We start from the raw sequence: 22,383 nt of genomic DNA, 5'->3' as shown, positions 1-22,383 counted from the left end.
AAGTTTAGCAGTGGCCGTCTTGCAGCGTCGTTGCGATCGGGAAGGGAAGGCGCAAGCGCTGCCAGCCGCAGAGCCGCCGGCATCACACACCTGCAGAATTCGCCGTAAGCGGTACGGCATGTCCGACACCGCGCGAATCGCGCGCGCCCGACCGCGCACATCGGCACCTGCTCTGACCGACTCCACCGCTGAATCGCCATCATCGGCCCAGGCAACCAGGACCGCGCACATCGGCAGCGTAGCCTGGCTGACAAACGACTACCAATCAACCGGCCTCAGCCGCACGCGCAGCGCGCACGCTATGCTGCGCGCCCTCACGGCAATGGCGGCGCAGCCGCAGGATCAGGCGTATGCAGCATCCAGCTTTTTATGTCACCGGCACCGATACCGGCATCGGCAAGACCATGGGCAGCACCGCGCTGTTGCACGCCTTGCGCGCACGCGGCCATCGCGCCATCGGCATGAAGCCGGTGGCCAGCGGCTGCGAGCACACACCGCAGGGCTGGCGTAACGAAGACGCGCTGGCGCTGCAGGCGGCCAGCGATCCTCGGCCCGATTACGCCACGCTCAATCCCTACGCCTTGCCGGCGCCGCTGGCACCGGAGCTGGCGGCAGCCGATGTTGGCGTGACGCTGGCGCTGGAGCCCATCGCGCACGCATTCGCGCAATTGCGCGCGCAGGCCGAGATGGTGGTGGTGGAGGGCGTGGGCGGGTGGGCCGCGCCGCTGAGCGCGACCCTGGATCAAGCCGATCTGGTGCGCGCGTTGCAGCTGCCGGTGGTGCTGGTGGTGGGCGTGCGGCTGGGCTGCATCAACCACGCGCGGCTCACTGCCGCGGCCATCGCTGCCGATGGGCTGCAATGCATCGGGTGGATCGCCAATGAAATCGATCCGCAGATGGAGCGCATCGAAGAAAACATCGGCATGCTGCGCCAGCGTCTGGCCATGCCGTGCTGGGGCCGGATCCCATGGCGACCGGGCGCCGACGCTGCCGCCCGGGCACACGGGCTGCAGGTGCCGCGCTAGCTCGCACGGCGCGCCTGCGCAGGCAATAAAAAAGCCCGACAGAGGGAGGGATCTGTCGGACCGGATTGCACGGGGGGAGGGACCCATGCAAAGACGCTGAATTTGATTGGCGGTCTTACTTGCGCCGGGGCTTGCCTGAGGCGCCGGCCTGATCGCTGCCGTTTTCGAACTGCTGTTTGGCAAACTGCCCAAGCTCGCTGGACATCTTCAGTCCCAGCCCGACTACTTCCTGGTTGACCGAGGCCAGACGTTCCAGGTTGTCGCGCGCTACCTGCAGGCCTTTCGGCCAGAGCGTCTGGTAGGCGCCCAGGTCGCGCGCCTGCGCAAACTCGCCGAAGAAGCTGCTGGTCGCGTTGACGTTGCGTTCCAGCGTCTCCAACGCCAGCTGGTTGGCACGTGCTGCAGCAGACGCGAACTGACTGGTGAAGCTGTTTTCGAACTGCGCCGACATTGCGAACCCCCTCGGGGAAAGCCGTGACCGTTTGTTGCGTTGCAGCATACGTCGATGTTGCTGCGATGCAACACGTTTCCTGAAGATTTTCCAAATGACCGGAAAAGCGCTTTTCTATCAATAGATTAGCCAGCCCCCCAAAACGACAGAAGCCGCCAGCTGGCGGCTTCAGGTCACTCCGCTGCGCCACCGCTCAGCCGCGATAGCGGCAGCCGGAAGTGCAGGTCTCATGCACCACGATCTCGCTCAGCTGCGGCAGCGCCGGCTTGAGCTGCTGCCAGATCCAGATCGCCAGGCGTTCGCTGGTGGGGTTTTCCAACCCTTCGATGTCGTTGAGGTAATGGTGGTCCAGGCGGTCGTAGATCGGCTGGAAGGCGGCCTTGATGTCGCCGAAATCCATGATCCAGCCGGTCTCGGCGCCGGGTTCGCCGCTGACATGCAGCTCGACGCGAAACGAATGGCCGTGCAGGCGCGCGCATTTATGCCCAGGCGGCACGTTGGGAAGCCGGTGGGCGGCTTCCAGGGTGAAGACCTTGAAGATGTCCATGATGGTGATTCGGCAAGCAGGAAGAGGGAAGGATGCGGGACTGCGCAGTGCAGGATCCCGCAAGAGCCCGGGCAGGCCGGGACGGACAGAACAAGGGCCGCATCGCGGCCCTTGTTCTCAGCGCAAACCCAGCGCTCAGGCGCCGCGGTTGGCCGGACGGCCATTGCCGCCACGTCCACCATCGCGGCGGCCTGCACCCGCGCCAGCGTTGGCCTGACGCGGCCCGCCACTGCGCTGGCTGCCCGGCTTCTTCGGGCCGGCATGCGCATGCGCCTGACGCGGTGCATCGCCGTGCGGACGACGGGCGTGGCTCTTGCGCGGGGCGCGCTCGCCACCCGGCTGCTCGGCACGACCCGGCGCGCTGTTGCCCCAGCGGATCGGGGTCTGCGGCTCGTAGCCCGGCACGTCGCGGATTTCCACATCGCGGCCCAGCATGCGCACGATCTGGCGCAGCAGCTTGGCTTCGTCCTGCGCCACCAGCGAGATCGCCTCGCCGGTGGAGCCGTTACGGCCGGTGCGGCCGATGCGGTGCACGTAGTCTTCGGCCACCATCGGCAGGTCGTAGTTGATGACCTTCGGCAGCTGATCGATATCGATCCCGCGCGCGGCGATATCGGTGGCCACCAGCACGGTCACGCGGCCGGCCTTGAAGTCGCTCAGCGCGCGCATGCGCTGGCCCTGGCTCTTGTTGCCATGGATCGCCGCGGTCTTGATGCCGGACTTCTCCAAAAACAGTGCCAGCTTGTCGCTGCCGTGCTTGGTACGCGCAAACACCAGGGTCTGCTCGCGGCTGTCCTGCGCCAGCAGGTGCAGCAGCAGATCGCGCTTGCGCGCGCCGTCGACCGGGTGCACGCGGTGGGTGATGCTCTCGGCCACGGTGTTGCTCGGGGTGACCTGGATCTGCATCGGGTTGCGCATGAACTCCAGCGCCAGCTGCTTGATGTTCTCTTCGAAGGTTGCCGAGAACAGCAGGGTCTGGCGGTCCTGGCGCGGCAGCTTGGTCAGGATGCGCTTGATCGACGGCAAGAAGCCCATGTCGAGCATGCGATCGGCTTCGTCCAGGATCAGCACCTCGATGCCGGACAGGTCCACGCTGCGACGCTCGATATGGTCGATCAGGCGGCCCGGGCAGGCGATCAGCAGGTCCACGCCACGACGCAGCGCATCGAGCTGGTTGCCCATGCCCACGCCGCCATAGATCACCGCGCTGGGGATGCGCAGGTACTTGCTGTAGCCGCGCAGGCTGTCGTGTACCTGGGTGGCCAGTTCGCGGGTGGGGGTCAGGATCAGCGCGCGCGGCTTGCGCGGGCCGTTGACGGTCTGCGGCGCGGTGCCCAGGTGCTGCAGCAGCGGCAGGCCGAAGGCGGCGGTCTTGCCGGTGCCGGTCTGCGCGCCGGCCAGCAGGTCGTGACCGGCCAGCACCAACGGGATCGCCTGCTGCTGGATCGGGGTGGGGGTTTCGTAGCCCTGCTCGGCCAACGCGCGCAGCAGGAAGGGCGCAAGGCCCAGGGATTCAAACGACATCAGGAAGCTCCAAGTAAAGCGTCGCCGCCAAGCCAAGCCCGGAGCGCAAACGCATTGCAGATGCAAGAAGGTGAGGCTCGGAGCGTTCCCGTGAACCGCGCTGCGAGATGGTGGATCAACCCGATCAAGAAGCGATGGGTTTGTCGGCACCACGAAAGGCGTCGGGTGGGGCGGGCGAGCGGATCGATCGATCCTGGCCTCGCCGGCTGTCCCTAAGGGAAACGGACGGCCGAATGCAGACCCGGCAAGTGTACTCGCGTTTGGCGCGCTGCACAAAATCGCCGTTTCGCGGTTGTGGTCACGGTCAGTTGTTTCAGGTGCAACCACTGTTGCGGCAGGCCGTACAATCGCCCGATCAGCCACAGCACAGGATGGTCATGAAGCTAGGTTCCCTGAAGGAAGGCGGCCGCGACGGCAGCCTGGTCGTGGTCTCGCGCGACCTGCGCACCGCCGTGCGCGCCACCGGCATTGCGCCGACCCTGCAGCGCGCGCTGGAGGACTGGAGCAATGTGGCGCCGCGCCTGAATGCCTTGTCGGCCTCGCTCAACGATGGCAGTGCCGATGGCGTGTTCGATCTGGATATGCACGCCTTGGCCGCGCCGTTGCCACGCGCCTATGAGTTCGTCGACGGCAGCGCTTACCTGCCGCACGTAGAACGGGTGCGCCGCGCCCGCAATGCCGACGTGCCGGAAAGCTTCTACACCGACCCGCTGATGTACCAGGCCACCAGTGCCGGCTTCTATGGCCCGCGCGATGCCATCAAGGTGATCAGCGAGGACTACGGCATCGACCTGGAAGCGGAGATTGTGGTCATCACCGACGATGTGCCGATGGGCGCCTCGCCCGAGCAGGCAGCTGCGCACATCCAGTTGGTGGGGCTGGTCAACGATGTCTCGCTGCGCAACCTGATCCCGGCCGAGCTCGCCAAGGGCTTTGGCTTCGTGCAATCCAAGCCGCGTTCGGCGCTGTCGCCGGTGTTCGTCACCCTCGACGAGCTGGACGATGCCTGGCGCGACAACAAGCTGCATCTGCCGCTGGTCACGCACGTCAACGGCGCCTGGTTCGGTGCTCCCGAAGCCGGCAACGACATGCAGTTCGACTTCGCCCAACTGATCGCCCACGCCGCCAAGACCCGTCCGCTGTCGGCCGGCACCATCGTCGGCTCGGGCACCATCGCCAACCAGGACACCAGCTTGGGTGCCTCGTGTTTTGCCGAGCAACGCGTGGTCGAGACCCTGCGCGACGGCAAGCCGAGCTCGCCGTTCATGGCCTTCGGCGACGTGGTGCGGATCGAGATGTTCGATGCCAGTGGCGCCAGCATCTTCGGTGCGATCGAGCAGCGCGTCGAGCGGCAGCCGCTGTCATGACGTGCGGCGCAGCGACGGCGGGCGGTTGCGTATGAACGCGGCCCTGGCGCTGTTTTCGTACTGGCGCTCCAGCGCGGCCTATCGCGTGCGCATCGGTCTTGGGTTGAAGGCGCTGGATTACATCGCCCACCCGGTGCATCTGGTGCGTGATGGCGGCGAGCAGCACGCGCCGGCCTACGCGCAACTCAATCCGCAGGAACTGGTGCCGACGTTGCGGCATGGCGATGTGGTGATCGCGCAGTCGCTGGCGATTCTGGAGTACCTGGAAGAGGCATTCGCCGATAGCACGGCGTTGCTGCCGCGCGCGCCTGCCGAACGCGCCCGGGTGCGCGCACTGGCGCAGCTCATCGCCTGCGATGTGCACCCGCTCAACAACCTGCGCGTCATGCAGGTGCTGGAGCGCGAGTTCGCACTGGAGGCTCCGCAACGCCAGCAGTGGACACGGCTCTGGATGGAACGTGGCTTTGCGGCACTGGAAACACAGCTGGCGCGCGATGCGCAGACCGGGCGCTTCTGCCACGGCGATGCGCCGGGCCTGGCCGATTGCGTGCTGATCCCCCAGCTCTACAACGCGCACCGGTTCGAGGTGGATCTGGCGCCGTATCCGACCCTGCGGCGCATCGAGCAGGCCTGCCTGCAGTTGCCGGCCTTCGATGCGGCACGGCCGGAAATGCAGGTGGATGCGGTGGCGTGAGGGCAAAAGATTGCGGCCCTCATCCGCCCTTCGGGGACCCTTCTCCCGTAGGCACGGGAGAAGGTCAATCAACCGCTCGGCGGCACTTGGGCATCTTCTCCCGCGGCGCGAGAGAAGGGCAGGCAGGCAGTTACCTGATCCGGCAGATGGCGCCACGCAAGGCGACATCGGAACGTAAGTTTGAGAGCGTCGGCACCGGCACCTAAAAGCACCGTGCGAGCGCCGATCGCTCCCTTCTCAGCAAGCGGGAGGCCGCTGATCTCTCCCTTCTCCCGCAAGCGGGGCCACCGATCTTCCTTCTCCCGCAAGCGGGAGAAGGTGGCGCGCAGCGCCGGATGAGGGCGCGGGTCGCATCGAGGAGCGCGCCGCAGAGCCCGCCCTGAAAGACCAGGATCCAGCAGCCCCCGGCGCCGCAAGGTCGCCGGTCGTCGCCGCCCAACCGATCAGATGAACCCGTGACTGATCTTCGGTGCCGCGGCCGCTTCGTAGTCCGCGTATGGGTCGTGTTCGCCGGAGCCGCCTTCGGACAGGCGGAACTTCAGCGCCAGGCCGTCACGCGAATCGGCCGCGCGCAACGCTTCTTCCTGCTCGATCTCGCCGGTCTTGACCATCCGGAACAGGCATTGGTCGAAGGTCTGCATGCCTTCTTCCAGCGATTCTTCCATCGCTGCCTTGACCTCGTGCACCTGGCCGCGGCGCAGCAGGTCGCGGATCATCGGCGTGTTGAGCAGCACTTCGGTGGCCGGTCGGCGACGGCCGTCCACGCCCTTGACCAGACGTTGGGAAATGACCGCGCGCAGGTTCAGCGCCAGGTTCATCAGCACGTTCTTGTGCGCGCTTTCCGGGAAGAAGTTGAGGATGCGCTCGATGGTCTGGTCGGCATTGTTGGAGTGCAGCGTCGCCAGGCACAGGTGGCCGGTTTCGGCGAACGCAATGGCGGCCTCCATGGTTTCGGCATCCAGGATCTCGCCGATCAGGATCACGTCCGGCGCCTCGCGCATGGCGTTCTTCAGCGCGCTCTGGAAGGCGTGGGTGTCCAGGCCGACCTCGCGCTGGTTCACGATCGACATCTTGTGCTTGTGCAGGTATTCGATCGGGTCCTCGATGGTGAGGATGTGCCCGGTGGTGGTGCTGTTGCGGTGGTCGATCATCGAGGCCAGTGAGGTCGACTTGCCCGAACCGGTCGAACCCACCACCAGCACCAGCCCGCGCGGGGTCATGATGACGTCCTTGAGCACCTGCGGCAGGTTGAGCTCTTCGATGCTCGGGATCCGGCTGCGAATGGCGCGAATCACCATGCCCACTTCGCCGCGCTGCTTGAACACGTTCACGCGGAAGCGGCCGGCGTCTGGCAGGGCGATGGCCATGTTGAGCTCGAGCTCGCGCTCGAACTGCGGCACCTGGCCTTCGTCCATCAATGAGTAGGCGATTTTCTTGACCATCCCCGGCGGCAACCCCGTATTGCCGAGCGGGTAAAGCTTGCCCTCGATCTTGATGTACACCGGCGCGCCGGTGGTCAAGAACATGTCCGAGGCATTCTTTTCGGTCATCAGCTTCAGGAAGTAGCCGATATCCATGCGCAATGGTTCCCCAACAAACAGCAGCGTCTCGTTGCAAGTCCGCCGCAGGCTTCCGACAATGGCCGTGCTCGAGACTTCTCGCTACGGCTCCCCTAATGACGGCTAGCTTCGCATACTTGCGGCGATCCCTGTATGGCATCGCCTGTTTCATGATTCTTTCCTCTCCGGCCGCCGCCCAGGTGGCACCGGAGCTCACCGCCGCCGAACAGGCCGTGCAACGCGCGACCCAGGCCGATGCCGACCAATACGCACCGGATTTGGTCAACCTGGCTCGCCAGGAATTGATGCAGGCCCAACAGGCGCAACTGGACAAGCGCCAGCGCAAGCAGGTGCCCCAGATCGCCTTGCGCGCAGCCGCGGACGCCGACCTGGCCAAGGCCCGCAGCGAAGAAGCGGTGGTCACTGCTCAGTTGGAACAGCGCAGGAAGGAAGTGGCGCAGTTGCAGAACACCCTCAATACCTGGGAGGGCGGCCGATGAACCTGCGCCCCTTGCTGTATCTCGGTGCGTTGAGCCTGGCGACGTTGCCGCCGCTGGCGATGGCGGCCAAGGACGACCCGCAGGCCGACGCGCTCAACCGGCGCCTGGCCGCGCTACAGAACGACCCGCAGACCAACGATCTGGCGCGCTTTGAGCGGTTGCAGGCGCAGCAAAGCGTGGCTGCGCTGGCCGAGGCCAAGCGCCGCGACCGCGACGAGCTGGTGTTCCTGGCCGGCCGCCGGGTCGAAATCGCCGAGCTCACCGCCCGCACCGCGCTGGCGCGGCGCGAATTGGACCGCCTGGAAGGCACGCGCAACGAGTTGCTGATCGAAGTCAGCCGCCGCGACGCGGCACGGGCGCGCCAGGAGGCCGAGCGCCTGCGCGTGCAGGCGCAGATCCAGGCCGAGGCTGCCGAGCAGGCACGCCAGGCTGCCGAACAGGAAGCGCTCGCCCGCCAGGACGCCGAGCTGGCGTTGACCAGCGTGGCCGGCAAGCAGACCGCCAAGCTCAACGCGGCCCAGCAGAAGGCCGTGCAGCTGGCGCATGAAGAGGCCGAGCTGGTGGCCGGGGCCAAGCTGCCGCCCGCCAAGTTCGACAGCCGCGGCGAAGTGTTTTCCCTGAGCAGTGGCGCCTTCGGTGGCAAGGCGGCGTTGTCCGGGGATGCCGCCGGGCAGGCCAAGGCATTGGCCGAGTACCTGAATATCGGCAAGAAGGGCCGGGTCAGCATCGTCGGCTTCGACACCGATGCCGCCATTGCCAAGAAGCGTGCCGAAGCGCTGCGCGATGCCTTGGTGGCCGGTGGGGTGTCTGCCTCGCGGCTGCAGGTCACCGGCACCAAGGGCGCGGCCAGCAAGACCCGCGCGGCCGAGGTCGTTGTCGCCCCCTGATGGCATTGTTGCAAGTGATTGGAAGTTAAGGTCTTTTAACCCGTGCATGACGCCTGGTTGAACCGCGGTCACTGATTGGGGCAGGGAACGGCAAATGCGGCCGTTTCGGTCTTGAACCCCCTTCGCGACCGGCGTAGGGTCGTACCTCCGGGCAGCAACTCCGCGGCCCGGGAAGTACGGAGGGCCGGGCCAGTGATGCAGAGGCACGCAACGAGACACATTGGTGGAGCGGTTGTTGGTGGTTCCGCTGGTGTGTCGGCCTTTGCAACGCGTTGGTCTTCCATCCCCAAGCTGCGCCCCGTGCCTTCGCTGGCCGGGGCGTTCTTGTTTTAAGTGAAGGAGGTAACGCCATGTTCGAAGGGCAACCGCAGACCGAAATCGACGCATTGATGAAGTCCGATCCCCAGTTCAAGCAGCTCTACCAACGCCACAAGCTATTGAACAAGAAATGCATGGATGCCGAACTCGGGGTGCTCCCGATCGACGACGTGACCTTGGGCCAGATGAAGCGCGAGAAGTTGCAGGCAAAAGAAAAGCTCACCCGCATGTACGACCAGCTCACCCACTGATCCTTCCCCACTGCTAGAACAAGTTCACCGCCGCGGGCGGTGGCGGCCTCCTCGTCGGCTTGCCACCGTCCGCGTCTTTATTTGGCGCCACGGTTCCTGGCGGAGGGCAGATCGGCTGCCGGTTGAGCCTGTTTGTTCACCGGCCTGTGCAATCGGTTCAATGCTGAATGAGCATTCCCCGGCGGTTCGTCGGATAATGACCGGTCTAGCCCGCGTGGCGCAGCGACGATATCCCGATGGCGATTCATTCCTCCGTACTCGAACTGATTGGCAACACGCCGATCGTCAAGGCCCAGCGCCTGGACACCGGCGTCTGCGAGCTGTTCCTCAAGCTGGAGGCGAATAATCCTGGCGGATCGATCAAGGACCGCATCGGCCTGTCGATGATCGAAGCGGCCGAGCAGCGCGGCGACCTGAAGCCCGGCGCCACCCTGGTGGAAGGCACTGCCGGCAATACCGGCCTGGGTCTGGCCCTGGTGGCGCAGCAGAAGGGCTACCAGCTGATCCTGGTGGTTCCGGACAAGATGAGTCGCGAGAAGATCTTCAATCTCAAGGCCATGGGTGCCAATGTGGTGCTGACCCGCTCGGACGTGGCCAAGGGCCACCCCGAGTACTACCAAGACCTAGCCGCCAGGATCGCAGCCGAGACCCCCGGCGCCTACTTCATCAACCAGTTCGGCAACCCGGACAATCCGGGCGCCCACGAATTCGGTACCGGCCCGGAAATCCTGGCGCAGATGGATGGCCAACTGGACGCCATCGTGTTCGGCTGCGGCAGCTCCGGCACCATGACCGGCCTGTCGCGCGCTTTCGCCAGCGCCTCGCCGCATACCGAATTGGTGCTGGCCGACCCGGTCGGCTCGATCCTGACCCAGTACATCGAAGAGGGCACGGTCAGCGAAAAGTCCGGCAGTTGGTTGGTCGAAGGCATCGGCGAGGATTTCCTGCCGGATATCTCCGACTTTTCGCGGGTCAAGAAGGCCTATTCCATCAGCGACGCGGAAAGCTTCCATACCGCGCGCGAGCTGCTGGCCAAGGAGGGCATTCTCGGCGGCTCGTCCACCGGCACCCTGCTGGCCGCGGCGCTGAAGTATTGCCGCGAGCAGACCACGCCCAAGCGCGTGCTGGTGTTCGTCTGCGATACCGGCAACAAGTATTTGTCGAAGATGTACAACGACTACTGGATGCTCGACAACGGCTTTTTGGAGCGCCCGCAACACGGCGATCTGCGCGACCTGATCCTGCGCCCGTACAACAAGCGCGACACCGTGGTGGTGGGTCCGAAGGATCTGCTGACCACCGCCTACCAGCGCATGAAGCTGTACGACGTGTCGCAGTTGCCGGTGATCGACGACGGCGAGCTGGTGGGCATCGTGGACGAAAGCGACGTGCTGCTGCATGTCTATGGCGACGAAGCCCGTTTCCGCGACCCGATTTCCACTGCCATGGTCAGCAAGCTGGATCGTCTAGACGTCGCGTCGCCGATCGAAGCGCTGCTGCCGGTGTTCGACCGTGGCCAGGTCGCCATCGTCATGGACGGCACGCAATTCCTTGGTTTGATCACCCGCATCGACCTGCTCAACTACCTGCGCCGTCGCGTGCAGTGATCGTGCAGTCATCCGGCACCGCCGCGCGCTCGGATGAGACGCGCGGCACGGGCCATTCAGACCTGCTTGTTACAATCGCCCACTTTTTCGGGAACCTCCATGTCCAATCGCACCACTCATAGCCATGACGGCGAGCGCGCGCTGTCGCTCGCAACGCTGGCGATCCATGGAGGGCAGTCGCCAGATCCGAGCACCGGCGCGGTGATGCCGCCGATCTATGCGACGTCCACCTATGCGCAGTCCAGCCCCGGCGAGCACCAGGGTTTCGAGTATTCGCGCACCCACAACCCCACGCGCTTTGCCTACGAGCGTTGCGTTGCCGCGCTGGAAGGCGGGACGCGCGCCTTCGCATTCGCTTCCGGCATGGCTGCCACCTCGACGGTGATGGAGTTGCTGGATGCCGGCAGCCACGTGGTGGCGATGGACGACCTGTACGGCGGCACGTTCCGCCTGTTCGAGCGCGTGCGTCGCCGCACCGCCGGCCTGGATTTCAGCTTCGTGGACCTGACCGACCCGGCCGCGTTCGAGGCGGCGATCCGCCCCGACACCAAGATGGTGTGGATCGAGACGCCAACCAACCCGATGCTCAAGCTGGTCGATATCGCGGCCATTGCCGCGATCGCGCGCAAGCACGGCCTGCTGATCGTGGTCGACAACACCTTTGCTTCCCCGATGCTGCAGCGCCCGCTCAGCCTGGGTGCCGATATCGTCGTGCATTCGGCTACCAAGTATCTCAACGGCCACTCGGACATGGTCGGTGGCATCGCCGTGGTCGGCGACAACGCCGAGCTCGCCGAGCAGATGGCGTTCCTGCAGAACTCCATCGGTGGCGTGCAAGGCCCGTTCGATAGTTTCCTCGCGCTACGCGGATTGAAAACCTTGCCGCTGCGCATGCGCGCCCACTGCGAAAACGCATTGGCGCTTGCGCAATGGCTGGAAACCCACCCTGCGATCGAAAAGGTCATTTACCCCGGCCTTGCCTCGCACCCGCAGCATGCGCTCGCGCAGAGCCAGATGTCCGGCTTCGGTGGCATCGTCTCCATCGTCCTCAAGGGCGGCTTCGACGCAGCCAAGCGCTTCTGCGAAAGGACCGAATTGTTCACCCTGGCCGAATCGCTCGGCGGCGTTGAAAGCCTGGTGAACCATCCCGCCGTCATGACCCACGCCTCCATTCCCGTGGCCCGCCGCGAGCAGCTCGGCATCAGCGATGCGCTGGTGCGGTTGAGCGTGGGAATTGAGGATTTAGGGGATTTGCGGGCGGATTTGGAGCGGGCGCTTGCGCGCTGAGCAGCACATCGAGATGTCACTAGGCTGCGACTCGTTGCGCTTTCCGATGTCAGGCAAATGAAGGTAGCTACGCTTCGAATTTCGCCACGCACTGGGATCTTGCGTTCGGTATTGGCTCGGGCAATCCGCTACGTCTTGGTACGACCGTTGCTGAAACGTAGTCTGATGCGCGCATTGTCATCAACGCCGGGCTTGCTCATGGCTGTCAAACGCCTCGGGGTTCGTTTTGGGATGGCGAGCCTAATGGGGCCGGGGCACTTAGCGATCAATGGAAGGGCAAGCAGTCTGGCGTTGCAAGGGCGCATGACTGCGCGTGCCGCCCGAATCTACGAAGATCTACGTTGTGCGATGGTTGCGAGGGATCGTTGAGTCGTGCGCATTGCCATTGACCTCCAGGGAACTCAGACCGCCAGCAGGCATAGAGGAATCGGACGCTATTCGCTTGCGCTGGCTGAGGCGATGTTGCGTGCGCCGCGCGCCCACGAATTTTGGTTGGTCATCAATGGAGACATCGCCAGCGACGCCATCGAATCGCTGACTGCGTTGCTACCGCGGGAGCGGGTCGTGGCATTCCGGACGGCGCAACCCGTGCATTGGCGCGATCCTGCAAACGCATGGCGGCGAGTGGCTTCGGAGCGAATGCGTGAGTCGTTCCTGCAAACATTGCAGCCTGATATCGTGCACGTCACCAGCCTGATCGAAGGTGCCAACGACGGGGCAGTGACCTCCATTGGTCGCAGGGGAGGTGGAGGCGCTACTGCTGCGACCTTGTACGACCTGATTCCGCTCCACGATTCACGTTACATCGCCACTCAATGGGCTGCTGAATGGTATGCAGACAAAGTTGCTTCGCTGCAGCGGGCTGATGTGTTGCTCTCGATCTCCGATTACGTTCGGAACGATGCGATCGAGCGACTGTCGTTTTCGCCAGAACGTGTGGTCAATATCTCCTCTGCGGCCTCGGAAATCTTTAGACCCGTCCATGTTGATAGCGTAATGCGTGCGCGGTTTGTGCATGAATATGGAATCTTCGGTAACTATCTGATGTACAGCGGGGCAATGGATCCTCGCAAGAATTTGGAGACACTGGTCGCGGCATATGCGCTGCTGGATCAGCAAATACTGAGAGACCATCAGTTGGTGATAACAGGTCACCTGGACGAGTTGGAGCGTGAGCGGCTTGCACTGATCACGCGTCGATTGCAATTGTCTCAGGATCGGGTTGTCTGTACTGGACGTGTCACTGACCAAGCTCTGGTCGAACTGTATTGCGGGGCTGAATTGTTCGTCCTGCCCTCACTACTTGAGGGATTTGGCCTGCCAGTGCTGGAGGCGATGGCATGCGGAGCTGCCGTGATTGGTGCCCACACCAGTAGCATTCCAGAGGTGCTTGGGCGCGCAGATGCCTTGTTCGATCCGACCAATCCTGCGGCTATTGCCGAGGCTATACAACGTGTCCTTGTAAACGCTGATTTTGCGCGCGACCTCCGGAATTACGGGCCACAACGTGCCCGTGCGTTCTCATGGGAAAGCAGCGCATCGCGTGCCTTGGATGCGTTTGAGGCCTGCAGTCAGTCCCATCAGGCCACTCAGTGGGGCTGGCGTGAAGCTAGCGAGGAGCTGGAGAAAATGCGTGCTGCGCTCGTTACGGAATTGGCGCACGCTTGCGGTGATCGCAAGTTGGTTACGGATGCGGACCTCATGCAGGCGGCAGTCGCCATGGATGCGAACGAAAATTTGGCGCGCGAAGTGTTGCGGCAACGGCATCCGCTTCCTCGGCTTCCCTTGTGGCGCGTCGAAGGGCCGTTCGACAGCAGCTACAGCCTTGCTCTGGTGAACCGGGAACTGGCTCGTGCGCTTGATGCGCAAGGGATTGATGTACTGTTGCATTCGACCGACGGCTCGGGAGACTTTGACGCCAGGCCACAGTTTCTTGTGTCCGATCCGCAGGTTGCGCTGCTTCATTCGCGCGCTTCGGGAAGTGCACCGGTTGCGGCCGATGTGTGTAGTCGTCTGCTTTATCCTCCTCGTGTTGCAGACATGGCATCGCGGTTTAACCTGTTGCATGCGTATGCCTGGGAGGAGTCTGCAATTCCTGATGCATGGGTCGCTGACTTCAATGAGTTCGTCCAGGGTATCTCCGCGCTATCAACTCATGTCGTTAAGGCATTGGTTGACAGTGGCGTAGCCATACCAGTCGGAGTGTGTGGCGCCGGAGTGGACCACTGGGAGCGGATTCCTGCTGCAGGTGCCCCTTCATTGCAGCGGCGTGGTTTCAGCTTTCTCCACGTGTCTTCCTGCCTTCCTCGCAAGGGTGTGGATGTCCTGCTGCAGGCCTATGGCGATGCTTTTAGCGATAGCGATGACGTCTCGCTGATCATAAAAACTTTTGCCAACCCTCAGAACGATGTGCGTCGCTTGCTGGATCTGGCGCGTCGTGAACGGGTCGACTTTCCTCACGTAATTCTGATTGAGGAGGATATCGAAAGTACCAGTTTGAAGCATCTTTACACCCAATGCGACGTTATGGTTGCTCCCAGCCGAGCCGAGGGCTTCGGACTACCGTTGGCAGAGGCGATGTTGTCCGGTTTGGCTGTCATTACCACTGCGTGGGGCGGTCAATGCGAATTTTGCAATGATCAGACAGCCTGGCTGATTGATTACCAATTCGCGCCTGCCGAAACGGTGTTCGGTCTCCCTCATTCGGTTTGGGCTGAACCATCTCGGACGAATCTTTCTCAGCTCCTGCGCGAAGTGCATTGCCTTCCGGCCGAGCAGCGAAACGAAAGAACCCTTCGTGGTCAACGGCTGCTGCAGCAACACTTTCGGTGGGCGGATGTGGCGGAGCGGCTATTGGCATTTGTCCGCGATCTAGCGGCTCGACCGATCCGTACTGTTACGCCCCGCGTCGTCTGGGTTGCCCCGGTGTCGCTAGCTTCTAGCACAGCTAGCGCCTTTGCTGAGCTTAGTTGTAGCCTGGACGGCGAGCTGGCCGTATTCGAGATCGATGCCCCGGCCGTATCTTTAGCTGCAACGGGAGAGGCAAAGTTGGGCGCTCTGGCAGAACCACGCCAGGGCGCAAGCCAATCCTTTCCCAGAATTGGGCATCAGCGGAGCAATGCGGTGGTGGTCGATTGTCCTGAAATTCTGCATCATCAACAGTGGTTCGCTGGTCTCTTGGAGAACCAGCTTAATCTTGACCGAATCGTCATTGTGCTGCTGCCTCAGATTACCGTGCTCGATCCCTGGGATCCTGCGCTGACTCGGGCGCTCAGGCGATGTGATCGCGTCTTGGTCACAGACGTTGCCGATCTCAACCTGCTCAAGAGCCAGGGAGTTATTGCAACCGCCGCAATTTTGCCGACGCTTCAGAGTCGCGCAGGTGTCCAATACTCTGCACAGCGTCTATGTAGCATGGTCCGATCACTACTCTGGCAACGGCGTGCTGCTCCATCGCTTTTAGCGCTAGAGTGTGAAGAGGCTGGTTTCCCTCAATGATCATCCATAACGGCCTACCTATTCTGTTTCCTGAGATTTTTGCCATTCTTATTCTGCCCTCTTCGGTAAGCGTGACCTCATGAAAGACTTGCTGCGACCATTATGGGTATATAGATACTTCGTCTTCTCTTCGATCAAGAACGAGTTGAGGATGCGTTTCATCCAGAGCAAGCTCGGTGCGATGTGGATGATCATCCATCCATTGATGCAGGTGCTGATCTTTGCGACGATCCTTTCAGAGGTTTTGTCGGCAAAGCTGCCTGGGATCGACAATAAATATGCTTATGCGTTGTACCTCATGGCTGGAACGCTATGCTGGAGTATGTTCAACGAGACAATTAATAAATGTGTCTCGTTGTTTGTGGAAAATGGTAATTTGATGAAAAAAATGGCTTTTCCAAGGATTTGTCTTCCCTTCATCGCTGGCGGTGCGATGCTTGTGAATAATCTTCTGCTGTTGCTGGCCATATTTACTGTATTTGCTGCTCTGGGGCATTTTCCTGGGGAGCAGGTCCTCTGGTTACCATTCTTGCTGTTGTTGACGTTGACCTTTGCAATGTCGCTCGGTTTGTTGCTAGGTGTATTCAATGTATTTATGCGCGATATCGCACAAGTTGTACCAGTAGTGTTGCAAGCGCTCTTCTGGCTAACGCCTATCGTCTACAACATTAGTATTCTTCCAGAGAATGTTGCCAAAATTTTCAGGCTGAATCCCTTGTTCCCACTGGTAACGGCGTATCAGCAGGTTCTGCTTTACGACAAAATGCCAGACTGGCAGTCGTTGGTGCCCCTATGTGCGGCAACCGTCATATTAGGCATGATGTCGTTAGTAGTGTTCCGGCGTGCGAGTCAGGAAATGGTGGATGCGCTATGAGTGATGTCGTCATGCGAGTCGAGGCCGTCGGCAAGGCGTATCGGGTTTGGAGCAGTCAGTGGCTGCGCGCGGCCAGTTGGTTCGGTGCTCCGGTGCAGGCACGTGAAGAGCATTGGGTTTTGCGCAATGTTTCGTTCTCAATCAAAGCCGGCGAATCCGTTGGTGTGGTGGGGCGCAACGGCGCTGGAAAAAGTACATTGCTGAAACTGATCACCGGCACTGTACAGCCTACCGAAGGGGCGATAGTCCGGTCGGGGAGAATTGCTGCAATCTTGGAATTGGGCATGGGATTCAATCCGGATCTGACGGGCCGACAGAATGCTTACCATTCTGCTGGTTTGATGGGGTACTCCCAACAGCAAATCGATGCGGCCATGCCCGGGATCGAGGAGTTCGCTGAGGTCGGCGAGTACTTCGATGCGCCAGTGCAAACTTACTCCAGCGGAATGCAAGTGCGGGTAGCGTTCGCTGTGGCGACGGCGTTCCGTCCCGACGTGCTGATCGTCGATGAAGCGCTTTCTGTAGGAGACGCCTATTTTCAGGCGAAGTGTTTCAAGCGCGTGCAGGAATTCAAGGAGCAGGGGACCACATTGATCCTGGTGAGCCACGCAGTAGGTGACATCGTCAAGCACTGCGAGCGCGTGCTATTCATCAGAGATGGTGGCGTCTACGCTGATGGCCCAGCGCGCGAAGTTTCCAATTTGTATCTGGACGAACTTTTTGGGCGGAAGCGCAGCTCTAACTCTGCTGGTGCGGCCGCTCCGATCGAAGCGATCCCGGGCGAAAGCATCGATGACGTATTCCATACCCGCCCTGGATATAACCGCAATGAGCACCGCTGGGGTCAGGGCGGAGCGAAGATCGTCGACTATGCGGTGACGAGTAGTGGTGAGCGTTTTCCCGCAAGAGTCGACAGCGGCGCGGTCACGAAGTTTCACATGAAGATTGTTTTCGAGCGCGACTTCGACAACGTTGTCCCGGGCCTGTTGTTGAAGACGCTCGAAGGGCTGTTCCTCTATGGGACAAACTCATTTTTGGCAAGCGACGGACGGAAGACGCTTTCTCCGCGCGCAGGCGATGTGATTACCTGCTATTTCGCATTGCCGCTGAGCGTGAATGAAGGGCACTACATGGTGTCGTTGGGGGTGTCGAGCGGCGATCCGCTCGGCGAGTTGGTGCCCCTGGACAGACGCTATGATGCCATCTTGCTGGATGTCAGTCGTCCCATGCAGTTTTGGGGCATCGTTGACTTGAAAGCCGAATTTTCCGCCGACGTTCCTTGACCGCCGTCTCTGTCCGCGCCATCGGCGTGCCGCTAATTCCAGGTTTCCATCGATGACGCATTCCGTTTCCCCGGGCAACAGTTCTATCGCCGATCTCGTTGCTGCATTACCCGAGAAGTATCAGCCGATTTTTGGCCATCCAGAAATCTCTGACGGTAGCTCCCGTGGGTGCGAGGACCGCCTGGAGGTCATCCTCGATGTGGTCGCCCACCTTCGGACGGCATTGGGGCGTCCGATTCGGGTGCTCGATCTTGGATGCGCACAAGGCTATTTCTCCCTCAACCTGGCGGCGCGGGGTTCTATCGTCCATGGTGCGGATTTTCTCGATCGCAACGTGGCGGTATGCCGGGCGCTGGCGGAAGAGCAGGGCTTTGTGGCGGCCACTTTCGAATGTGCCCGGATCGAGGACATCGTCGGGGGGCTGCAGGTTGGCAGATATGATCTCGTCCTCGGGCTGAGCGTCTTTCATCATCTTATCCATGAGCATGGCCTGGAGCCTGTTGTCGGGTTGATCGGGCAGATCGACGCTTGTATTGCAGTTGGCATATACGAGCTTGCTGTGCGGGAAGAACCGCTGTATTGGGGGGCATCGCAGCCGGGTGACCCGGCGCAATTGCTGCAGCGCTATGCGTTTCTCCGGGTGCTGGCCCACCAGGGAACGCATCTGTCAGGTATCGCCAGGCCCCTGTATTTCGCAAGCAGCCGTTACTGGATGCTTGGCGATGATTTCCGCGAATTTCTTTCGTGGCGCACGGAATCACACGCTCATGCCATGAACAGTCACGCAGGGACGCGACGCTACTACTTTGCCGATGGCGTGATTCTCAAGCAGATGTCCTTGGTTGAGGCGTCGAGGAGGAAGATCAACCTCGCAGAATACGAAAATGAAGTGAGCTTCTTGCGTGATCCGCCTACTGGGGTGGTTGTTCCGGCTCTGATGCGCAACCTGCAGGACAGTCGCGACGTATGGATTCTGCGAGAACAGCTGCAAGGGCGCTTGCTTTCGGAGATGATCCAAGACAAAGCGCCGTATTCCTACGAGGAGATAGCCGATTCCATCATTACGCAACTTGTTGCGCTGGAGGCGGCCGGGCTTTACCACAACGATCTGCGTTGTTGGAACTTGCTTGTCAATGACAACGGCACTGCCACCTTTATCGACTATGGTGCCGTCTCGACTAGCGCGGTTGATTGCGTCTGGCCAGACGACCTACTTCTTTCGCTCTTGATAACGCTGCGGGAATTGGTGCAGGGGCAGATCGCGCCGCCATTGCCCGTTCGCCGCCCGCTCCTCGATATCTCCATGCTGCCGGCTCGCTATCGGGCCGCGTTCTATACGATATTCAATCGCCCACGTGGGGAATGGACGTTTCGCGCTTTGAGTGAGGCGATTGGCCAGAAAGATGATGAGGTAGAGCGAGCCGGCTGGGTATGGCTGCTGCGAAAGCAGGAGCACGCACTGCTCATCTATGAGCGCTCCATTCGGGCGGCCGAAGCACGCTCGGCCGAAGTCGAGACCAAGCTTGGTGAGTCGCTGAGTAACGCCCATCACTGGTATCTGCGCGCAAATGAGCGTGAAGAAGCCATCGACAAGCTCAACAGCGAGATCGGTGGGCTGAAAGATACTATAGGCGAGTTGCATCATCTTCAGCTGTCGGGCACCTCGAATATGCATGACCTTCGCCGGAGATTGGAGACTTCCGGCGCCAGCTTCACTGTCGCCCGTGAGCAGCTGGATGAACTCCGCCTGCAGCTCAATTCTTCACTTCAAAATGCCCACCATTGGTACCTGCGTGCCACCACTGCGGAGCAAAATCTCCACGATATCCAGGCTAGCGCGTCATGGCGTCTGACGCGTCCTTTACGAGGGATGGCGCGTTTGGTGAGGTGGCCTCGCGCATCGCTGAAGCGGATCCTGCTTGCCCTGGTTCGTCGTGTTCTCAAGCGCCCCGCGCTTGCCCGTGTTCTAAATAACTGGTTGCGTATGGTGCCTTCCGTCCATGCCAGGATCAGGGGCGCCGTCGCGGCGGATATGGGGATTGATAGCGTGATTCAGCCAGTGGTGGAGGATCGGCCGCGTCCCGGCCAAGTCGTGGATGTCACCGTGGTTGCCGAGCGGGTCGCGGCATCGAAGCTGTCTGCGCGTGGTCATAAGATCTATGAGCGCATGTTGGCCATACGCAATGGGGAGTCCGCTTGATGCGCATCGTGATGGATCTGCAGGGAGCGCAGTCGGAGAGTCGTTTCCGGGGTATCGGGCGCTATAGCCTGGCGTTGGCGCTTGCAGTAGCTCGCGACGCACGGGGGCACGATATCCATGTCGCATTGAACGGTGCTTTTCCGGAGGCCGTGAAGGATATTCGGGCTGCGTTCAAGGGGCTCATTCCGCAGAGCAATATCCACGTGTGGTATGTGCCTCTTCCCGTGCATGCCTGCGATACTGGGAATAGCACGCGGTGCAATCATGCCGAGATTGTGAGGGAGGCAGCGCTGGCTTCATTGAGTCCGGATATCGTGCATGTATCCAGTCTGTTTGAGGGCTATGGCGACAACGCGTTGACCAGCATCGGTCGTGCCTTCCAGATCCCGACCGTGGTGACGATGTATGACTTGATTCCGATGATGAACCCAGAGGTTTATCTCAATCATGATCCGGTCTATGCCAAAGCTTACGCGGAGAAGTTTTCTTTTTTGCAGAGGGCGGATGCGGTCTTAGCGATATCGGAAAGTTCAGCTGACGAGGCGCGTCGGGTTGGAAAATTTGCCAGCGATAAGGTCTTCAACATCTCTGCGGGATGCGATGCTGTGTTCGCACGGTTGGAAATCCAGCATCCGGCGCGTCGTTTGGTCCGCGCCAAATTCGGGATCGAAGGTGAGTTTTTTCTCTATATCGGTGGAGCGGATCGGCGTAAGAATCTGAACCGCTTGATCGATGCATATGCGGCACTACCCATTGCAACGCGTAGGATTGCCCGCCTGGTCATGGCCGGACGCATGCCTTCGCCGTTGGTGGACGATCTCAAACGCGTCGCGTCGGAGCGAGGGTTGCAAGCGGACGAGATCATCTTTACCGGTTATGTTTCAGACCAAGAGCTGGTTGCGCTCTATAACGAATGCCGCTTCTTCGTGTTTCCGTCCTGGCACGAGGGCTTTGGTTTGCCGGTGTTGGAAGCAATGGCATGTGGTGCAGCGGTCATTGCAGCCAACGCTTCAAGTGTTCCGGAGATTGCCACGGAGCCGGCCATGCTGTTTGATCCGTATGACACTGCCGAGATGTCCGAGCGGATCCGCTGGATGCTTGAGAATGATGCAGCCGTAGCGGGAGCTCGCGCTTTTTCGGAGCAGCGGGCTGCTGCGTTCTCTTGGGAGAGAAGCGCAACAGCGTTTCTCGACGCTTGCGAGAGCGTGCATATGCGATCCTTGCCGCGCACCGATGCTGGTCAGGCACTTAATGTAGCCATGGCCGCACTTGGCCGGAAAAGTACGCAAACGCTCGCACTGGTTGCAGCAGCAGATGCGTTGGACCGTAGCATAGCGCCAGAGGAGCGCATGCTCATGCTCGACGTTACCGAGCTGGCCGCGCACGATCGTGGCACGGGCATCCAGCGCGTGACGCGCGCCATCTCGAATGAGTGGCTGCGCCGGCCACCGCATGGCCACCGCATCCAGCTCGTCAGGTTGGATCGCGAGTCACGTCGCTATGTGTGCGCCAATGCCTACGCCGGCCACCTTCTAGGTCAGGATCTTGGTGAGGATGCGGCACTGGTGTGTCACGCTGGCGACGTCTTCGTCGGTCTGGATCTGGTGGGGCACGCCGTTGATCTGGCCTCCGATTGGTTCGATTACTTTCATGTTGCAGGGGTAGCAATCAGTTTTGTGGTCTATGACATCCTGCCCGTGCGGAATCCACAATGGTGGCCCGGGCCCGGCGGGCAGCACCACGAGCGCTGGCTGCGAGGGATCGTTTCCGTATCGGACCGCTTGATCTGTATTTCGCAGGCCGTTGCAGATGATGTGACCGGATGGATGCTGGAGAATGGAATCGGGATGCAGCCAGACGTCGCGTGGTTTCATCTTGGCGCTGACCTTGAAGGAAGTGCTCCCAGTCAGGGTATGCCGGATCATGCGGACGCGCTTCTCTCTCGCCTGCAGCAGGTGAGGAGTTTCTTGATGGTCGGCACGCTCGAACCTCGTAAGGGGTATGCCGGCGTATTGGCCGCATTCGAGCACCTATGGTCTGCAGGGCAGGAGATCGCCCTAGTGATCGTCGGCAAGAAGGGCTGGATGGTGGACGAGCTTTGCGAAAAGTTGGAAAAGCATCCCCAGCTTCATCGCAATCTGTTTTGGCTCAGCTCCGCCAGCGACGAGCTCTTGGAAAGACTCTACCAGTCCTGCACCTGCCTCATCGCCGCCTCTGAGGGTGAAGGTTTTGGCTTGCCACTGATCGAGGCGGGGCAGCGACGACTGCCAATTCTGATCCGCGATATCCCGGTGTTCCGCGAGGTTGCTGGCGAGCACGCCGCATACTTCGCAGGAAACACGTCGGCGGAGATAGCGAGCGCCATCGAAAAATGGCTAGAGCTGCATACGCAGAACGCGCATCCGCGGACTGACGAGCTGCCCTGGTTGACCTGGGCGCAGAGCGCCGATCAACTTGCCGCCGCACTTCTGAAGCCGGCCGCAAGTCTAGTATCCGATCCAGGGGGCTGAT

General features: G+C 61.4%; 17 protein-coding genes and 1 pseudogene. 13 read left to right on the top strand and 5 right to left on the bottom strand.

The genetic code is table 11. The features are described 5' to 3' along the window. Window positions 1-4: 4 nt before the first annotated feature. A pseudogene (locus tag ACCQ00_RS17565) lies at window positions 5-231 on the bottom strand (hypothetical protein). A 119-nt stretch (window positions 232-350) separates the two neighbouring features. On the opposite strand from ACCQ00_RS17565, the gene bioD reads away from it, so the two are divergent. Next, entirely contained in the window at window positions 351-1,025 is a 675-nt protein-coding gene (gene bioD / locus ACCQ00_RS17560; RefSeq protein WP_099770642.1) for a dethiobiotin synthase, read from the top strand. A 115-nt stretch (window positions 1,026-1,140) separates the two neighbouring features. Here the strand turns inward: bioD and ACCQ00_RS17555 are convergent, their stop codons facing one another. From ACCQ00_RS17555 to ACCQ00_RS17545, 3 genes are all read right to left on the bottom strand, one after another. Further along, window positions 1,141-1,476, bottom strand: a complete 336-nt coding sequence (locus tag ACCQ00_RS17555; protein WP_017157246.1) for a phasin family protein — start codon at window positions 1,474-1,476, stop codon at window positions 1,141-1,143. 193 nt (window positions 1,477-1,669) lie between these two features. After that, window positions 1,670-2,023, bottom strand: a complete 354-nt coding sequence (gene queD / locus ACCQ00_RS17550) for a 6-carboxytetrahydropterin synthase QueD (protein WP_008576903.1) — start codon at window positions 2,021-2,023, stop codon at window positions 1,670-1,672. A 135-nt stretch (window positions 2,024-2,158) separates the two neighbouring features. Next, the gene (locus ACCQ00_RS17545) at window positions 2,159-3,547 is read right to left on the bottom strand and encodes a DEAD/DEAH box helicase (RefSeq protein WP_039571696.1); all 1,389 of its coding nucleotides are present in this window, start codon (window positions 3,545-3,547) and stop codon (window positions 2,159-2,161) included. A 308-nt stretch (window positions 3,548-3,855) separates the two neighbouring features. Between ACCQ00_RS17545 and ACCQ00_RS17540 the strand changes: the two genes are divergently transcribed. Together ACCQ00_RS17540 and maiA are read left to right on the top strand one after the other, a co-directional pair. After that, window positions 3,856-4,914, top strand: a complete 1,059-nt coding sequence (locus tag ACCQ00_RS17540; RefSeq protein ID WP_180301647.1) for a fumarylacetoacetate hydrolase family protein — start codon at window positions 3,856-3,858, stop codon at window positions 4,912-4,914. Between the two features lie 31 nt (window positions 4,915-4,945). Beyond that, window positions 4,946-5,608, top strand: coding sequence for a maleylacetoacetate isomerase (gene maiA / locus ACCQ00_RS17535; protein WP_039571699.1), 663 nt, complete (start codon window positions 4,946-4,948; stop codon window positions 5,606-5,608). 443 nt (window positions 5,609-6,051) lie between these two features. Here maiA and ACCQ00_RS17530 read toward each other — a convergent pair whose 3' ends face one another. Next, window positions 6,052-7,185: a PilT/PilU family type 4a pilus ATPase gene (locus ACCQ00_RS17530; RefSeq protein ID WP_017157249.1), complete on the bottom strand. Its 1,134-nt coding sequence runs from the start codon at window positions 7,183-7,185 to the stop codon at window positions 6,052-6,054. Between the two features lie 98 nt (window positions 7,186-7,283). Between ACCQ00_RS17530 and ACCQ00_RS17525 the strand changes: the two genes are divergently transcribed. The 10 genes from ACCQ00_RS17525 (at window position 7,284) to ACCQ00_RS17480 (ending at window position 22,382) form a co-directional block, all read left to right on the top strand. After that, a complete protein-coding gene (locus tag ACCQ00_RS17525) occupies window positions 7,284-7,667 on the top strand; it encodes a DUF4398 domain-containing protein (RefSeq protein WP_039571704.1) in 384 nt (127 codons plus the stop codon). After that, window positions 7,664-8,554: an OmpA family protein gene (locus ACCQ00_RS17520; protein ID WP_039571709.1), complete on the top strand. Its 891-nt coding sequence runs from the start codon at window positions 7,664-7,666 to the stop codon at window positions 8,552-8,554. Before ACCQ00_RS17525 ends, ACCQ00_RS17520 begins: the two co-directional genes overlap by 4 nt. 350 nt (window positions 8,555-8,904) lie before the next feature. Continuing rightward, window positions 8,905-9,123 carry an HP1242/YdcH family protein gene (locus tag ACCQ00_RS17515; protein WP_003484103.1) on the top strand — a complete coding sequence of 73 codons (219 nt, stop codon included), beginning with the start codon at window positions 8,905-8,907 and terminating at the stop codon, window positions 9,121-9,123. A 236-nt stretch (window positions 9,124-9,359) separates the two neighbouring features. Next, window positions 9,360-10,730, top strand: coding sequence for a pyridoxal-phosphate dependent enzyme (locus ACCQ00_RS17510; RefSeq protein WP_039571712.1), 1,371 nt, complete (start codon window positions 9,360-9,362; stop codon window positions 10,728-10,730). A gap of 99 nt (window positions 10,731-10,829) precedes the next feature. Next, on the top strand, window positions 10,830-12,017 hold the full coding sequence (locus ACCQ00_RS17505; protein WP_039571715.1) for a cystathionine gamma-synthase: 1,188 nt from the start codon (window positions 10,830-10,832) through the stop codon (window positions 12,015-12,017). A gap of 372 nt (window positions 12,018-12,389) precedes the next feature. Continuing rightward, the gene (locus ACCQ00_RS17500; protein WP_372353996.1) at window positions 12,390-15,515 is read left to right on the top strand and encodes a glycosyltransferase; all 3,126 of its coding nucleotides are present in this window, start codon (window positions 12,390-12,392) and stop codon (window positions 15,513-15,515) included. 79 nt (window positions 15,516-15,594) lie between these two features. Continuing rightward, the gene (locus tag ACCQ00_RS17495; RefSeq protein WP_080948900.1) at window positions 15,595-16,389 is read left to right on the top strand and encodes an ABC transporter permease; all 795 of its coding nucleotides are present in this window, start codon (window positions 15,595-15,597) and stop codon (window positions 16,387-16,389) included. Continuing rightward, window positions 16,386-17,672 (top strand): ABC transporter ATP-binding protein, encoded by a 1,287-nt coding sequence (locus ACCQ00_RS17490; RefSeq protein ID WP_039571729.1) that lies wholly within the window; start codon window positions 16,386-16,388, stop codon window positions 17,670-17,672. Before ACCQ00_RS17495 ends, ACCQ00_RS17490 begins: the two co-directional genes overlap by 4 nt. A 52-nt stretch (window positions 17,673-17,724) precedes the next feature. Next, window positions 17,725-19,872, top strand: coding sequence for a methyltransferase domain-containing protein (locus tag ACCQ00_RS17485; protein WP_039583364.1), 2,148 nt, complete (start codon window positions 17,725-17,727; stop codon window positions 19,870-19,872). Further along, window positions 19,872-22,382 (top strand): glycosyltransferase family 4 protein, encoded by a 2,511-nt coding sequence (locus tag ACCQ00_RS17480; protein ID WP_372353995.1) that lies wholly within the window; start codon window positions 19,872-19,874, stop codon window positions 22,380-22,382. Before ACCQ00_RS17485 ends, ACCQ00_RS17480 begins: the two co-directional genes overlap by 1 nt. Window position 22,383 lies beyond the last annotated feature (1 nt).

The organism is Xanthomonas sp. NCPPB 3761, from assembly GCF_041475705.2.
GTDB classification, from domain to species: Bacteria; Pseudomonadota; Gammaproteobacteria; order Xanthomonadales; family Xanthomonadaceae; genus Xanthomonas; species Xanthomonas phaseoli.
The sequence above is the reverse complement of the archived record's forward strand: the minus strand, read 5'-3'. Positions and strand labels throughout refer to the sequence as shown.

What these genes read in the sequence shown, in the direction of transcription:
- queD (WP_008576903.1), bottom strand. Translation starts at nt 2,023, where the DNA reads ATGGACATCTTCAAGGTCTTCACCCTGGAAGCCGCCCACCGGCTTCCC.
- ACCQ00_RS17530 (WP_017157249.1), bottom strand. Translation starts at nt 7,185, where the DNA reads ATGGATATCGGCTACTTCCTGAAGCTGATGACCGAAAAGAATGCCTCG.
- maiA (WP_039571699.1), top strand. Translation starts at nt 4,946, where the DNA reads ATGAACGCGGCCCTGGCGCTGTTTTCGTACTGGCGCTCCAGCGCGGCC.
- ACCQ00_RS17495 (WP_080948900.1), top strand. Translation starts at nt 15,595, where the DNA reads ATGAAAGACTTGCTGCGACCATTATGGGTATATAGATACTTCGTCTTC.
- ACCQ00_RS17555 (WP_017157246.1), bottom strand. Translation starts at nt 1,476, where the DNA reads ATGTCGGCGCAGTTCGAAAACAGCTTCACCAGTCAGTTCGCGTCTGCT.
- ACCQ00_RS17520 (WP_039571709.1), top strand. Translation starts at nt 7,664, where the DNA reads ATGAACCTGCGCCCCTTGCTGTATCTCGGTGCGTTGAGCCTGGCGACG.
- ACCQ00_RS17545 (WP_039571696.1), bottom strand. Translation starts at nt 3,547, where the DNA reads ATGTCGTTTGAATCCCTGGGCCTTGCGCCCTTCCTGCTGCGCGCGTTG.
- ACCQ00_RS17480 (WP_372353995.1), top strand. Translation starts at nt 19,872, where the DNA reads ATGCGCATCGTGATGGATCTGCAGGGAGCGCAGTCGGAGAGTCGTTTC.
- ACCQ00_RS17505 (WP_039571715.1), top strand. Translation starts at nt 10,830, where the DNA reads ATGTCCAATCGCACCACTCATAGCCATGACGGCGAGCGCGCGCTGTCG.
- bioD (WP_099770642.1), top strand. Translation starts at nt 351, where the DNA reads ATGCAGCATCCAGCTTTTTATGTCACCGGCACCGATACCGGCATCGGC.
- ACCQ00_RS17525 (WP_039571704.1), top strand. Translation starts at nt 7,284, where the DNA reads ATGACGGCTAGCTTCGCATACTTGCGGCGATCCCTGTATGGCATCGCC.
- ACCQ00_RS17515 (WP_003484103.1), top strand. Translation starts at nt 8,905, where the DNA reads ATGTTCGAAGGGCAACCGCAGACCGAAATCGACGCATTGATGAAGTCC.
- ACCQ00_RS17510 (WP_039571712.1), top strand. Translation starts at nt 9,360, where the DNA reads ATGGCGATTCATTCCTCCGTACTCGAACTGATTGGCAACACGCCGATC.
- ACCQ00_RS17490 (WP_039571729.1), top strand. Translation starts at nt 16,386, where the DNA reads ATGAGTGATGTCGTCATGCGAGTCGAGGCCGTCGGCAAGGCGTATCGG.
- ACCQ00_RS17485 (WP_039583364.1), top strand. Translation starts at nt 17,725, where the DNA reads ATGACGCATTCCGTTTCCCCGGGCAACAGTTCTATCGCCGATCTCGTT.